The sequence below is a fragment of the Streptomyces sp. NPDC059567 genome (assembly GCF_042735655.1).
GTDB lineage: Bacteria > Actinomycetota > Actinomycetes > Streptomycetales > Streptomycetaceae > Streptomyces.
Genome location: NZ_JBHWBS010000004.1, coordinates 93,207 through 107,160 on the forward strand (window position 1 = coordinate 93,207; position 13,954 = coordinate 107,160).

Genomic DNA, 13,954 nt, shown 5'->3' on the forward strand with positions numbered 1-13,954 from the left:
GGGGCGGGCGCGGTGGGCCGCTCGGGACGGCTCGGAGGGGGGGCCCGCCGGTCGGGGGGCGGGCCCGGCCCGCGCCGCCGCCGCCGGCCCCGGACCCACCCGCCGGACGGCCCGGTGGGTGGGTCCGACGAGGTCCCCACGTCCCCGGACCGGCCGAGCGCACCTCAGTGCATGCGCCCGCCGCGCTGGTGCGAGGGCGGGTCGGGCCCAGACCTCTGGCCGACTCCGACGGCGGGTCGGGAGCCGGACCCCACGTCCTCCGGGCGCCCCGCGCGCGGGTGCGACGACCTGTCCGGACCCACGTGCCGAACGGGACCCGCGGGCGCCCGCGCGGTCAGGCGGGACGGCCGGGGTCCGGCGTCTCGCGGCCTGTCTTGCGCAGAGCCTGGGCGAGGCCGGAGCGGTCGGTGCCGAGTTTGCGGTAGACGGCGGAGAGGAGCTGCGTCACGGCGGCCGCGTCGGCTTCCAGGGCGGCCGCCGCGTCCTCGCCACGGACGGTGAGCTCGGCGGCGGCGAGCTCACGCGCGGTGAGCGTGTCCGTGCCGGCCGAGTGGAGCGTGCGGGGCCGGAGCCCGGCGGCGGTGAGCTCGGCGCGGGCCTCCTCCCCCAGGCCGTCCGCGCCGCAGGTCTGGGCCGCCTCCAGACCTCGGTAGAGGTACTCCGCGGCCTCGTCCGTGCGGCCGGTGCGGCGCAGGGCGGCACCGAGGGCGACGAGGGAGCGCGCCAGCTCGTACGCGGCGGGCGACCGCTCCAGCCAGTCGACGGACTCCTCCAGGAGCTTCACCCGCTCGTCGCCGCCGGCGACCTCCGCGGTCACGCGCAGCGCCTGGCCGATCGCGGACGGCGCGCCGTACTGGCGGGCGCGGGCGACCGCCTCCAGGGCGGTCTCGCGGGCCCGCTCGGGGGTCTCACGCACCTCGGCGAGGGCGAGGTGGAGCTGCCAGGGGCACCAGGCCGGGTTGCGCATCCCCCGCGGGTCGAGGCGGCGGCCGACCGCGGCCAGCTCGGCCGCGGCCTCCTCGACGTGTCCCCGGGCCAGGAGCAGTTCGGCGTACACGGTCTGGGAGTCCGGGAAGGTCACCGCGGCGGGGAACGGCTCGCCGAAGTCGTGGGTACGGGCGATCCGGTCGGCCTCCTCGACCCGCCCGCGGGCGAGCAGCACCTCGACCATGACGCCGACGGCGTACCACTGGGCGGGGGTGCGGGGGCCGACGCGCTCGGCGAGGCGCAGTCCCGCACGGACGAAGTCCTCGGCCTCGACGAGCCGGCCGCGCCGGTAGCGGATGTAGCCGAGGAGGGTGTACGCGAAGGAGAGGTGCGCTCCGCGCCAGCCCTGGCGCTCGAACTCGGCGGTGCCGGCCGCGAAGAGCTCCTCGGCACGGCCGGGCCGGTCGGCGTAGAGGAAGGTGAGGGCCACCAGGACCGGGACCTCGAAGCCACGGCTCTCGTCGGCCCAGCTCAGACCGCCCTCCAGCGCGCGCTCGGCGTGGCCGACGGCGACGGCGGAGGGTTCGGCGCGCAGGGTGGCGTCCCAGGCGCGCAGGCCGATGACGTACCGCTCGGTGAGGTCGCGGCCGGTGAGCCGGTCGGCGAGCCGGGACAGCCGGCGGGAGCGGGCGGGTGAGTCGGGTTCGTCCGCGCGGAAGGCGTCCCACATGAACTTCTCCGCCTGCATGCGGAGCCGGCTGCGGGCGTCGGTGGTGAGCCGGGACTCGCGCCCGAGGAGCTCGGAGGCCTCCACGAGCCGGTCGCTGTGGGCGAGGACCTGGGAGAGCCGGTAGACGATGCCGTGGCGCAGGGCAGGGTCGGAGACGGGCTCGGCCAGGGCGGCGCGCAGGTGGTTGACGGTGGTGGCGGGCTCGGTGAGGAGCGAGGCGCTGCCGAGCTCGAAGAGGACGGCGGCGCGGTCGTCGTCGGCGGGCGGTTCGCGCAGGGCGCGGGCGAGGAAGCGGCGGGCCGCGTCGGGAGCACCGGCACGCAGGTTCTCGTGGGCGGCGGCGCGCAGCTGTTCGACGACCCAGGGGTCGCCCTCGGGGTGGGTCTCCAGGAGGTGCCGGGCGGCGGCGCCGGCACCGAGGCCCGCGTCGATGACGCACCAGGCGGCCTGGCCGTGCAGCGCGACGCGGGTGGCGGCGGGGATCGCCTTGTAGACGGCGGTCGCGATCAGCGGGTGGACGAATTCAAGGGTCTCGGTGCCGGCGAGGATGCGGGCGTCGCGCAGGCGCTCGGCGCAGTCGGCGACGGCTTCTCCGCCGAGTCCGGCGACCGCGCCGGCGAGCTGCGGGGAGATCTCGGTGCCGAGGACGGCGCAGGCCCAGGCGAGGCGGACGGTGGCGGTGCCGAGCCGTTCGAGGCGCGCGGCGAGTCCGCTGCCCTTCGCGGCGGCGGCGAGGTCGCGGAGCTCGTGGGCGCCCTCCGCGGTGGGTTCGAGGCCGCGGTCGCGGACCTTGGCCGCGAGTTCGACGGCTTCGAAGGGGTTCCCGGAGGTGACCGCCCAGCACTCCCGGCAGAAGGTGTCGTCGGCGTGGGCGCCGACGCGGTCGCGCACCAGGCGGGCGATGGCGGAGGAGGTGAGCGGTTCGAGCCCGAGGGGCCGCTGCCCCGACCGCCGGCCGGTGAACTCCTCTCCGGTGTCGGGAAGTTCGTCGGGGCGGTAGGCGACGACGAGGAGCATCGGCAGCTCTTCGGCGCGGGGCGCGAAGGCGGAGAGCCAGCCGAGGGACTCGGGGTCGGCCCAGTGGGCGTCGTCGAGGACGACGACGAGCGGGGCGCGTCGGACGGCGAGGTGGGTCAGGACCCAGTCGAGTCCGTCGCGCAGCCCCTGCGGGTCGGGCGGCGCGCCCTCGCCGGCGGTGCACAGCCCGAGGGCGGGGCCGACGATGTCGTACCAACTGCCGAGCTGTGTGCGGAGTTCGGTGTCGGACGAGGCGGCGAGCTGGGGCTGCAGCAGCTGCCGGGCGACGTGGAACGCCACCTGCTGTTCCTGGTCCCCGCCCCGGGCGGAGAGCACGGCGCAGCCCTTGCCGGCGGCGCGCCGCCGGATCTCGGCGAGCAGTGTGGTCTTCCCGAGTCCGGCGGGCGCGGCGTAGGCGAGTATGCCGCCGCGCGGGGTGCGGATCCCCCGCGGGCCCGGAGGTCCGGCGTCCGGGCCCACTGGCTGTCCGGAGGCGTCCTGGCCCTCGCGCGGCGTCCCGGCGTCCGGAGCCGCCGGCGCCATCCGCCGTGCGACGCCGTCGTGATCCTCGCGTGCCGCGCCGACGTGCCGGGCCGCGCCCCTCAGCAGAGGCAGCCGGTGCCCCTCCGGTGCCGGCTGCTCCGTGTCCTCGCGCGGAAGCGGGACCCGCTCGGCCGAGGCCGGCTGAGCCGGCCACGGGTCGTCGCCTCCGAGACCCGTCAGCAGGTTCAACGCCTCTTCCGCCGCGGCGAGTTCGTCCTCGCGCTCGAAGAGGCCGAAGCCACGGCGGCCCGCCCTGTCGCTCCGTACTGTCACGTTCCACCCCCACGCCGGGGGCGCACACCCGGCGCGCGGATGAGTGCGGCCGGGCCGAGGCCCCGCGAAGATCCCAGCGTACGCCGGTAGGCGCCCCCTGTGACCCTTAGACGGAAGACCGGGTGGCCCGCTCCGCGAGGCGGTGCAACACGGTCAACGCCTCGTCCGCGCGGGCGTGTTCGACGAAGAGGTGGTCGTGGTGGAAGCCGGCCACGACGTTGCAGCTCAGCCCGGCGTCGGCGAGTTCGCGAGCGACGGCGGCGGTGAGTCCGACGGCGTCGAGGGCGGAGTGGACCCGCAGCGTGATCCAACCGGCCACATAGTCGTACGCCAGAGAGGCCGCATCAGCCTCCTCCTGGCGTACGACCAGGGTGAGCCCCTCGCGCTCGGCGACGGTGGCGACCGGGACGACGCCCGCCGGAGCGGGGCCGTCCACGGTGACGAAGACATAGCGGCCGGGGTTCAGTTCCGGCCGCATCCCGGCGACGAGCCGGGTCAGATCACGCTCTGCACTCATGATCACCACCCTAGGACGGGCGGGACCACCAGCAGCGATGACAGCGCGTCAGGTCAGATCGAACTCACCTTCGCGGGCGTTGACCACGAACGCCCGCCACTCGGCCGGGGTGAAGATCAGCGACGGCGCCTCGGGCCGCCCTCCGTTACGCATCGCGATGAAGCCCTCCACGAAGGCGATCTGGACGTCGCCCGCGCCCTGGCTGCTCGACCGCCAGTCGGCCTCGCTGAGGTCGAGTTCCGGCTTGTCCCAGCCCGCGAAGGCGTGCTGGGTGGTGGTGCTCTCCGCCACGTCCGTGCTCCTCCCGCATCCCGCAACATCGTCGTCCGAGGGCTCAGGGTAGCGAGCGGCACCGGGTGCCGACAGACCTCAGGCCGCCGGCGGCCGGTCCCCCACGAGCCACATGGAGAAGAACTGCGCGCCCCCTCCGTACGCGTGTCCGAGCGCCCTTCGCGCCCCGTCCACCTGGTGTTCGCCGGCCTGCCCGCGCACCTGGAGCGCGGCCTCCGCGAAGCGGATCATTCCGGAGGCTCCGATGGGGTTGGTGGAGAGCACGCCGCCCGAGGGGTTCACCGGCAGGTCGCCGTCGAGTTCGGTGACCCCGGCCTCGGTGAGTTTCCAGCCCTCGCCCTCCTCGGCGAAGCCCAGGTTCTCCAGCCACATCGGCTCGTACCAGGAGAACGGGACGTACATCTCGACGGCGTCGATCTCCCGGCGCGGGTCGGTGATCCCGGCCTGCCGGTAGACGTCGGCGGCGCAGTCCTTTCCGGCCTGCGGCGAGACGAAGTCCTTGCCTGCGAAGAGCGTGGGCTCGCTGCGCATCGCGCCGCCGTGCACCCAGGCGGGCGGCCGGGGCGAACGCTCGGCCCCCGCACGGTCGGTGAGGACCATCGCGCAGGCGCCGTCGGAGGACGGGCAGGTCTCCGAGTAGCGGATCGGGTCCCACAGCATCGGCGACGCCTGGACCTTCTCCAGGGTGATGTCGTGCTCGTGGAGATGGGCGTACGGGTTCTTCAGCGCGTTGCGCCGGTCCTTGTACGCGACGAGGGAGCCGACCGTGTCGGGGGCTCCGGTGCGGCGCATGTAGGCGCGGACGTGCGGGGCGAAGAACCCGCCCGCCCCGGCGAGGAGCGGCTGCTGGAACGGGACCGGCAGGGACAGGCCCCACATCGCGTTCGACTCGGACTGCTTCTCGAAGGCGAGGGTGAGGACGGTGCCGTGCACGCGGGCGGCCACCAGGTTCGCGGCGACGAGCGCGGTGGATCCGCCGACGGAACCGGCGGTGTGGACGCGGAGCATGGGCTTGCCGACCGCGCCGAGGGCGTCGGCGAGGTACAGCTCCGGCATCATCACGCCCTCGAAGAAGTCGGGGGCCTTGCCGATGACGACGGCGTCGATGTCCGCCCAGGTCAGCTCGGCGTCCTCCAGGGCGCGCAGGGCGGCCTCGCGGACGAGTCCGGCGATGGAGACGTCATGCCGGGCGGCCACGTGCTTGGTCTGGCCTATCCCGACGACGGCGACTGGCTCCTTAGGCACGGTTCTCCCCTTCCAGGACGGCGACCAGGTTCTGCTGCAGGCAGGGGCCGGAGGTGGCGTGGGCGAGGGCGCGGTCGGAGGCGCCCCGGTGGATGCGGGCGGCGGCCTCGCCGAGCCGGATGAGGCCGGCGGCCATCATGGGGTTGGCGGCGAGCGCTCCGCCGGACGGGTTGACCCTCACCCTGTCGTCGAGGTCGAGGGCTCGGCGGAGCACGACCTCCTGGGAGCTGAACGGCGCGTGCAGCTCGGCGGTGTCGACCGGCCGTTCGAAGGCGCCGGCGCGTTCGGCGGCGAGCCGGGTGGAGGGCGAGTCGGTGAGGTCGCGCACCCCGAGGGCGTGGGGCTCGATCCGGTGGTCCATGCCGCGGATCCAGGCGGGCCGCTCGCATAGCTCCCGGGCCCTGTCCCCGACCGCGAGGATCACGGCGGCGGCGCCGTCCCCGATGGGCGGGCAGTCGCCGGTGCGCAGAGGACCGACGACGTACTCGCCCTGGGGGCGGGCGCCGGGCAGCTGGGCGTGCGGGTTGGCGCTCGCGTCCTCGCGGCTGCGGGTGGCGATGGAGGCCAGGGCGGGTTCGTCCGTGTGGCCCGCGTCGATGAGCGCCTGTGCCTGGAGTGCGGCGAGGGCGACGGAGTCGGGCCAGAGCGGGGCGAGGTAGTAGGGGTCCAGCTGGCGGGTGAGGACGTCGCGCACGGAGCCGGGCGAGGACTTCCCGTAGGAGTAGACGAGCGCGGTGTCGGCCTCGCCGGTCAGCAGCTTCACCCATGCCTCGTAGAGCGCCCAGGCGCCGTCCGTCTCGACGTGGGACTCGGAGATCGGCGGCCAGGCGCCGACGCCGTCCAGGGCCATGGTGAAGGAGAAGGCGCGCCCGGCGAGGTAGTCGGAGGAGCCGGAGCAGGTGAAGCCGATGTCGGAGGTCTTCAGGCCGGTCTGCCGCAGCACCTCGTGGAGGACGGGCATGACCATCTCGACCTCGGAGGACTCGTCGGTGGTACGGAGATGGTCGGTCTGGGCGAAGGCGACGATCGCCACCTCTCGGTCCGGCGTCACAGCAGCTCCTTGTACGTGTCGTAGTCGGCGTCGGGCTCGCCGCAGGGCCGGTAGTGGTCGGGGTAGCGGCCGTCCTCGCTCCATACCGGTTCGACGCGCAGCCCCATGCGGACCTGGTCGTACGGGATGCCGCCGATGCGGCCGTGGAGGGCGAGCCCGGCGCCGTCCAGGGCGATGTGGGCGTAGACGTACGGGACTTCGATGTCGAGACCGCGGGCCTTGATGTTGACGATGCAGAAGGTGGTCACGGTGCCGCGCGGGCCGACCTCGACCTGTTCGGTCGTGGCGACGCCACAGGTGGGGCAGGCGCCGCGGGGCGGCACGTAGACCTTCGTGCAGGACGGGCAGCGCTCCCCGACGGTCCTGTTGTCGGCGAGCGCCCGGAGGTAGCCGGTCTGGGCGCGGCCGGGGCTGTACGTGTAGTCGAGGCGGGCGGGCGCGACGATGCCGGTGACGGGGTCGTCGAAGGCGCCGTCGTGATCGCGCGCCTCGGTCACGGGCTCGCCGCTCTCGGCCGGTTCGAAGCAGGCGATGTCGGTGATGGCGCCGGCCCGTTCGGCGGCCCAGCGGATCCGGACCCGCATCCCGGTGCGGACGGCGTCGGGTCCGGGCGCGTCGAGGGCGTGCAGCAGTGCGGTGTCGGCGCCGTCGAGCCGTACGAGGACCCAGGCGAAGGGGGTCGTGAGCGGTTGCCCGGGGCGGGGTTCGGGGTTCCAGGCCCAGGTGGTGACGGTGCCGGTGGCGCCGACCTCGACGAGTTCCCGGAGTTCGGCCGCGGTCTCGGGGTCGTACTCGACGGGCGGCACGAGCACGCGCCCGCCCGCGGTCCGTACCCCGAGCACGGTGCGCTCGCGGAGCCCGGTCAGAAACGCGGACTGCACGGGCCCGAGGGACCGGGTGAAGGGAAACTCGACGACGAGGGGTGCGCGAAGTGTCTCTGGCGCGGGCGCGGGGGGCAATGGGGGCTCCTTGGTCCGGGGTCGGTACGGATCGGTGCGTCGTGCGGGTCGATGCGGGCGGAGGCCCGGAGGCCGCTGCGCGGGGCCTTCCGGTCACCCCTCCCCCTACGCCTGCTGGCGTGGGGGGACCCCCACTTCCCGAACTGGGGGCAAGCCCCCAGCCCCCGTTGGGGGTCCCATCACGCCCGCAGGGCGTAGGGGGACTGCGGGCGTGTCCTCGAACGCCGGACGGGCTGAGATTCCGCCCGTGGGCGAAATCCAGCCCCTCTGGAGGCCCCACGCATTCAGGGCGTAGGGGGCGTTCGAGGCCAGGGGTCCGGGGCGGAGCCCCGGTTCGGGAGGGGTGGGCTCGGGGCAGGTCACTCCCGGCGGTACACCGGCTTCCGCTTCTCCGCGAACGCGCGCGCCCCCTCCTTCGCGTCGGCCGTTGCGAAGATCGGCCAGCCGCGCTTCAGCTCGGCCGCCAGCCCCTCGGTCTCGGTCATCTCGGCGGTCTCGTACACCGACGCCTTGACCGCCTCGACCGCCAGCGGCCCGCACGCGTTGATCTGTTCGGCGACGGCGAGGGCCGCCTCCAGCGTCGTGCCGTCGGGGACGACACGGCCGACGAGCCCGATGCGGGCGGCCTCCTCCGCGCTGTACGGGCGGCCGGTCAGCAGCATTTCGAGCGCGTGGGTCCGGGCGATCTGCCGGGGCAGGCGGACGGTCGACCCGCCGATCGGGAACAGTCCGCGTTTCACCTCGAAGAGCCCGAACGTGGCGGAGGAGCCCGCGATCCTGATGTCGGTGCCCTGGAGGATCTCGGTGCCGCCGGCGACGCAGTAGCCCTCGACGGCGGCGATGACCGGCTTGCGCGGGCGGTGGTGGCGCAGCATCGCCTTCCAGTGCAGATCGGGGTCGGCCGTCATGCGGTCCCGGTACTGCTCGCCCTCCATCCCCTTGCCCGCCAGGGCCTTGAGGTCCATCCCGGCGCAGAAGGAGCCGCCCGCCCCGGTCAGGACGACGGAGCGGATCGTGTCGTCGGCATCGGCCTCCAGCCAGCCGTCGTACAGCCCTACCAGCATGGGCAGCGAGAGCGCGTTCTTTGCCTCCGGCCGGTTGAGTGTGAGCACGAGTGTGGCGCCTTCGCGCTGCACGGTGAGGTGTTCGGTCCCACCCATGGACGTCCTCCCGTCTCCAGACCTGGAACAGGTTGCAGTAGGTGCGCGTCCAGTTCAATAGTTTTCTGACACTCAGTCAGATTCTTCTGCGCACCCCCTTCCCACCGTCGCCCGTCGGCGCTCTAATGACCGCCTCGGCCGGTGCAGGCCAGGACGACCAGCGGAGTCAGGAGGAACGGTGGAGTACAACCTTGCCGACCTGTTCGAGTCGGTCGTCGACGTGGTCCCGGACCGCGAGGCGCTCGTGTACGTCGACCACCCGGGCACGGGGGCAGAGCGCCGGCTCACGTACGCGGAGCTCGACGCCGCCGCCAACCGCCTCGCCCACCATCTGACCGACTCCGGCATCCGGCCGGGCGAGCATCTGGGCCTGCACCTGTACAACGGCATCGAGTATCTGCAGACCGTCCTGGCCTGCCTGAAGGCGCGGATCGTCCCGGTCAACGTGAACTACCGCTACGTGGAGGAGGAGCTGGTCTACCTCTACCGGGACGCCGATCTGGCCGCGCTCGTCTTCGACGCCGAGTTCACCGAACGGGTCGCGGCCGCACTGCCGCAGACGGAGAAGCTGCGGCACCTCGTGCGGGTGGGGACCCCGCCCGAGGGTTCCCCGGAGCTCTCCTGCGCCGCGTTCGCGGACGCCGAGGCCGGGGGCTCCCCGGAGCGCGGCTTCGGACCGCGCTCGGCGGACGACCTCTTCATCATCTACACGGGCGGTACGACGGGGATGCCGAAGGGCGTCATGTGGCGCCAGGAGGACCTCTTCTTCGCCGGGCTCTTCGGCGGCGACCCGGCGGGCGAACCGGTCAAGCGGCCCGAGGAGCTGGCCGAGCGGGTCGCGGCGGGCGGCTCGGGGATCACCTTCTTCCCCGCTCCCCCTTTGATGCACGGGACTTCGACGCTGACCTCGTTCATCGCCTTCAACTACGGGCAGCGGGTGGTCATCCACCGCAAGTACGCGCCCGAGGAGGTCCTCCGGACGATCGAGAAGGAGAAGGTCTCGAGCGTGTCGCTGGTCGGCGACGCCATGCTGAGGCCGCTGGTCGACGCGCTCCACGGCCCGCTCAAGGGCACGGACCTCTCCTCCCTGTTCAGCGTCTCCTCCTCCGGGGCGATCATGTCGGAGACGGTACGGGCGCAGTTCCAGGCGCTCGTGCCGAACGTGCTGCTCCTGAACAACTTCGGCTCCTCGGAATCCGGGTCCAACGGCAAGGCGACGGACGACTCGGGTCCGGAGAAGGGCTTCCGCCTGGAGGTCAACGAGCGCACGCGGGTCGTGGACCCGGCGACGTACGCGGAGGTCGCGGTCGGCGAAGTGGGGCGCCTCGCCCAGCGCGGCCATGTGCCGCTCGGCTACTACAACGACCCGGCGAAGACGGCCGAGACCTTCTTTCGGAAGGGCGACGAGCGCTGGGTGCTCCTCGGCGACATGGCCACCGTGGACGAGGACGGCATCGTCACCGTCCTCGGGCGCGGCTCCCAGTGCATCAACACCGGCGGCGAGAAGGTCTATCCGGAGGAGGTCGAGCAGGCGCTCAAGTCCCATCCGGACGTGTACGACGCGCTGGTGGCCGGGGTCCCGGACGCGAAGTGGGGCAATCATGTGGCGGCCGTGGTCCAGCTGCGCGCCGGGGCACCCGCCCTCGACCTGGAGACCGTGCAGACCCACTGCAGGACCCGGCTCGCCGGCTACAAGATCCCCCGCCAGCTGGTGATCACCGACCGCATCGAGCGCTCCCCGAGCGGCAAGGCGGACTACCGCTGGGCCCGCACGGTGGCGGCGGCCGAGGACGCGGGGGCCTAGCGACCGGCACCTGGGCGGGCTGCTCGGCCGGCCTGCCCGGAGCTGCGCCGCCTCGGGCGCTGCCCCGGGCGTCGTGGCCGCCGCCATCGCGGCGACGATCGCGTCCCACACGGGCGCCTCGGGGCCTACCGCACCGAGCCCGGCGCGGACGGTCGATCCGGCCCTAGATCCCGAACTCCCGGAGAGCGGCGAGGAACTCGGCCGGTCGGGACGTGTGGATCTCGTGGCCCGTCTCGATCGTGACGAGTCGGCCGTCCTGGATCCGGGCCGCCATCCATGACAGCCGCTCCTGCACGAGGTGGCTGTCCTGGCCCCCGGCCAGGATCAGGGTCGGGGACGTGAGCGCGGTAAGGCCCTCGCGCCAGGCGGGGTCCGGCTCGTTCAGCTGGGCGTTGGTCGCGAGCACCACGTCCCAGTCCAGACCGAGAGGTCCCTCGGGGCGCGCGGCATGGCCGCGGGGCGGGTCGAGCGGGAAGAAGACGGGCGCCTCCTCCAGGACCAGCCGGCCGATCAGGCCCGGTTCGTCCATGGCGAGGAGGTAGGCCGCGGCCCCGCCCATCGAGTGGCCGACCACATCGGCACCGACGAGGTCCAGTTCCTTCAGGAATCCGCGCAGGTCGTCGCGGAACACGTCGAAACCGTACGGGCCCGTCCAGTCGCTCAGGCCGTGCCCGCGCAGGTCGACGGCGTACACCCGACGGTCGGCGGCCAGCTCCTCCGCGATCCGCGCCCAGTCTGCGCTGTTCCCGCCGCGGCCGTGGACCAGGACCACGGGCGCGGCGTCGGCCTCGCCCCACACCCGGTACGCGAGACGGACCCCGTCCACGGTGACCGTACGGACCTCGGGATCGAGGAACGCGGCGAGCGGACGCACGAAGGCGCCCGCGTCGTCCACCCAAGGGAAGTGCCCCGCGCCGTGCTGGACTGCGAGCTCGGCATGCGGGAAGAGCTCGGCGAGCTCGGCCGCCCGCACCGGGGACGGCCCTCCGTCGTACTCCCCCGCCAGGATCAGCACGGGGGCGGTGACGGCGGGCAGCGCCGCCCTGGTCGTCTCGGGGTCGAAGGCACCGGGCGCGTAGTAGGCCCCCGCGGCCTCCCAGTGCGCCTCGTCTCTGACGGCGGCCGCATGCGCCTGGGCCGCCTCGTCCCAGCGTCCGTAGGCGAAGGGAGAGATGAGCTCCATGATCCGCGCCATGGGGGTGTCGGGGCCGATCGTCGTCAGGGCGGCCCTCGCCTCCGCGTACCACGGCTCGTCGGCGAACACCTCGCCCGCCTCGTTCCACTCCTCGTCCGTGATCCCGATGCCCACGGCCTGCGTGCCCGGGGTGACCAGGACGAGGGAGCGCACCCGCTCCGGGTGTGCCGCGGCGTACAGCGTGGCAAGGTTCCCGGACGCCGAGTGGCCGAGCAGGTCGATCCGCTCCAGGCCGAGGTGGCTCCGAAGCGCCTCCACGTCGGCCACCTGACGGTCGCAACGGTACGAAGCGGGATCCGAGGGCTCCGCGCTGGCGCCCGTGCCGCGCAGGTCGAGCACGATCAGGCGACGGTGGGCGGCGAGGCCGCCGAGGTCGCCGAGGTAGGCGGCGTCACGCATGGGGCCGCCGGGCAGACAGACGAGCGCCTCACCCTCCCCGCGTATGTCATAGGCGAGTTCGATTCCGTCGTACGTCGTGAACGTGGGCATGCCACCGATCGTCGACGGCTCCGGATGATCTTCGCAAGCAATTTCGCCGACAGCGCGATACGGTGGGATTCTCCCACCCACGAAGGAACAGCTCACCCATGCCCGAGACCCTCCGAGGCGACTGCGCCGACTGCTTCGGACTGTGCTGCGTCGCCCTGCCCTTCGCGAAGTCCGCGGACTTCGCGGTGAACAAGGCGTCCGGCGAGCCGTGCCGGAACCTCCAGGAGGACTTCCGCTGCGGCATCCACACCAAGCTGCGGCCGAGCGGATTCTCGGGCTGCACGGTGTACGACTGCTTCGGTGCCGGTCAGAAGGTCTCGCAGGTCACCTTCGGCGGGGTCTCGTGGCGCGAGGCCCCCGAGAGCGCACGGCAGATGTACGAGGTGTTCCCCGTGATGCGCCAGCTCCACGAGCTGCTGCGCTATCTCACCGAGGCCCTCGCCCTCCCCGCGGCCCGCCCCGTCCACGGCGAGCTGCGCCGGGCCCTGGCCCGGGTGGAGGGCCTGACCGAGGGCACGGCGGCGGAGCTGGAGAAGCTGGACGTGTCCCCGGTCCGCGGAGAGGTCAACCCGCTGTTGCTGAAGACCAGCGCGCTGGTCCGGGCCACGGCGGGCGGCAGGACCAAGAGCCGGCGGGGTGCCGATCTGATCGGGGCCCGGCTGCGCGGGGCGAAGCTGCGGGGCGCCGACCTGCGCGGATCGCTGCTGATCGCCGCCGACCTGACGGGTGCGGATCTGTCCCTGGCCGACCTGATCGGCGCCGACCTGCGCGACGCCGATCTCTCCGGTGCGGACCTCACCGGTGCGCTGTTCCTCACCCAGCCCCAGCTGAACGCGGCCCGCGGCGACGCCTCGACCCGCCTGCCGACCGGCTTCGAGCGCCCGGCCCACTGGGCGGCGCGGACCCGGGCCTGATCCGCCGGACACGCCCTTAAGCGCCTTCGGGGTCGTACACGTACGGCGTGGTCGTCGTCAGCGCGGCGAAGCCGAGGCGCTGGAGGATCGGGCGGCTGGTGTCGGCCGCGTCGACCTGGACGAAGCGATGGCCGCGCTCGACGGCGATCCGGGTCCTGAAGGCGACCAGGGCCCGGTAGAGGCCCTTGCCCCGCCACGGTCCGACCGTGCCGCCGCCCCACAGACCGGCGAAGTCCGTGCCGGGGTACAGCTCCAGCCGCGCCGCGCTCACCGGCTCGTCGCCGGCCATGGCGACGACGGCGGCGACGGTGTCGGGGGTGCCGGCAAGCCGGTCGAGCAGCTGGCGGCCGATGTGGGAGCTGTCGCCGCCGAAGGCCCGGTCGTGGACCTCGGTCACCAGCTTCACTCCGGCCTCGTCGGTGACCGCGATCAGCTCGACGCCCTCGGGCAGCGTCACGGCCGTGGGGAGCGTGGCCGCCTCGGCGACCATCAGCGTCTCCTGGTCCTCGGCGGTGAACCCGGCGGCCAGCAGCCGGGCGGGGAGGTCGGCCGGGCGGTCGTGCCCGTACACCTTCCACTCGAAGGGCCGCCCCGACGCGGTGAAGTGACGGACCTGTTCGGCGATGACCGCGTCGGCGTCGGTCTCGTCGAGGCCGGACCACAGCACGGCGTTCCAGGCGTGCGCCGGACCCGTCAGCCGTACCACCGCCCCGTCCCGCTCCACCCGCGAGCCGGGCCCGTCGGGGCGGGCGCCCAGCCTCATCTGCCGGTCGTACAGGGCGCGTGTCGCTTCATGGTCCATGCGGCCACTCCAGCACCGGCGGTCGGAGCGCGGCAAC

The 13,954-nt window shown here is 73.7% G+C and carries 11 protein-coding genes; 2 read left to right on the plus strand and 9 right to left on the minus strand.

Annotated features, from left to right (window positions below; genetic code table 11):
• Positions 1-334 precede the first annotated feature (334 nt).
• The 7 genes from ACFVZW_RS03745 to ACFVZW_RS03775 all read right to left on the minus strand — a co-directional run bounded on the left by ACFVZW_RS03745 (position 335) and on the right by ACFVZW_RS03775 (position 8,713).
• Positions 335-3,217: an ATP-binding protein gene (locus ACFVZW_RS03745; protein ID WP_384516415.1), complete on the minus strand. Its 2,883-nt coding sequence runs from the start codon at positions 3,215-3,217 to the stop codon at positions 335-337.
• Between the two features lie 379 nt (positions 3,218-3,596).
• The gene (locus tag ACFVZW_RS03750; RefSeq protein WP_384516244.1) at positions 3,597-4,007 is read right to left on the minus strand and encodes an ACT domain-containing protein; all 411 of its coding nucleotides are present in this window, start codon (positions 4,005-4,007) and stop codon (positions 3,597-3,599) included.
• 48 nt (positions 4,008-4,055) lie between these two features.
• Entirely contained in the window at positions 4,056-4,298 is a 243-nt protein-coding gene (locus tag ACFVZW_RS03755) for a DUF397 domain-containing protein (protein ID WP_361859653.1), read from the minus strand.
• A 78-nt stretch (positions 4,299-4,376) separates the two neighbouring features.
• Complete coding sequence (locus ACFVZW_RS03760; protein ID WP_384516247.1) at positions 4,377-5,543, minus strand: thiolase domain-containing protein; 1,167 nt, start codon at positions 5,541-5,543, stop codon at positions 4,377-4,379.
• Positions 5,536-6,594, minus strand: coding sequence for a thiolase domain-containing protein (locus ACFVZW_RS03765; protein ID WP_384516249.1), 1,059 nt, complete (start codon positions 6,592-6,594; stop codon positions 5,536-5,538). Before ACFVZW_RS03765 ends, ACFVZW_RS03760 begins: the two co-directional genes overlap by 8 nt.
• Positions 6,591-7,553 carry a Zn-ribbon domain-containing OB-fold protein gene (locus tag ACFVZW_RS03770; protein WP_384516252.1) on the minus strand — a complete coding sequence of 321 codons (963 nt, stop codon included), beginning with the start codon at positions 7,551-7,553 and terminating at the stop codon, positions 6,591-6,593. The genes ACFVZW_RS03765 and ACFVZW_RS03770 overlap by 4 nt, the downstream gene beginning before the upstream one ends.
• A 359-nt stretch (positions 7,554-7,912) precedes the next feature.
• Positions 7,913-8,713, minus strand: a complete 801-nt coding sequence (locus ACFVZW_RS03775; protein ID WP_384516255.1) for a crotonase/enoyl-CoA hydratase family protein — start codon at positions 8,711-8,713, stop codon at positions 7,913-7,915.
• Positions 8,714-8,891: 178 nt separating this feature from the next.
• Between ACFVZW_RS03775 and ACFVZW_RS03780 the strand changes: the two genes are divergently transcribed.
• Entirely contained in the window at positions 8,892-10,517 is a 1,626-nt protein-coding gene (locus ACFVZW_RS03780; protein WP_384516258.1) for an acyl-CoA synthetase, read from the plus strand.
• Between the two features lie 163 nt (positions 10,518-10,680).
• Here ACFVZW_RS03780 and ACFVZW_RS03785 read toward each other — a convergent pair whose 3' ends face one another.
• Complete coding sequence (locus ACFVZW_RS03785) at positions 10,681-12,201, minus strand: alpha/beta fold hydrolase (RefSeq protein WP_384516260.1); 1,521 nt, start codon at positions 12,199-12,201, stop codon at positions 10,681-10,683.
• A 98-nt stretch (positions 12,202-12,299) separates the two neighbouring features.
• Between ACFVZW_RS03785 and ACFVZW_RS03790 the strand changes: the two genes are divergently transcribed.
• Complete coding sequence (locus ACFVZW_RS03790) at positions 12,300-13,115, plus strand: pentapeptide repeat-containing protein (RefSeq protein ID WP_384516263.1); 816 nt, start codon at positions 12,300-12,302, stop codon at positions 13,113-13,115.
• Between the two features lie 16 nt (positions 13,116-13,131).
• Here the strand turns inward: ACFVZW_RS03790 and ACFVZW_RS03795 are convergent, their stop codons facing one another.
• On the minus strand, positions 13,132-13,917 hold the full coding sequence (locus ACFVZW_RS03795; protein WP_384516266.1) for a GNAT family N-acetyltransferase: 786 nt from the start codon (positions 13,915-13,917) through the stop codon (positions 13,132-13,134).
• Positions 13,918-13,954 lie beyond the last annotated feature (37 nt).

What these genes read in the sequence shown, in the direction of transcription:
- ACFVZW_RS03785 (WP_384516260.1), bottom strand. Translation starts at nt 12,201, where the DNA reads ATGCCCACGTTCACGACGTACGACGGAATCGAACTCGCCTATGACATA.
- ACFVZW_RS03745 (WP_384516415.1), bottom strand. Translation starts at nt 3,217, where the DNA reads ATGGCGCCGGCGGCTCCGGACGCCGGGACGCCGCGCGAGGGCCAGGAC.
- ACFVZW_RS03790 (WP_384516263.1), top strand. Translation starts at nt 12,300, where the DNA reads ATGCCCGAGACCCTCCGAGGCGACTGCGCCGACTGCTTCGGACTGTGC.
- ACFVZW_RS03795 (WP_384516266.1), bottom strand. Translation starts at nt 13,917, where the DNA reads ATGGACCATGAAGCGACACGCGCCCTGTACGACCGGCAGATGAGGCTG.
- ACFVZW_RS03775 (WP_384516255.1), bottom strand. Translation starts at nt 8,713, where the DNA reads ATGGGTGGGACCGAACACCTCACCGTGCAGCGCGAAGGCGCCACACTC.
- ACFVZW_RS03750 (WP_384516244.1), bottom strand. Translation starts at nt 4,007, where the DNA reads ATGAGTGCAGAGCGTGATCTGACCCGGCTCGTCGCCGGGATGCGGCCG.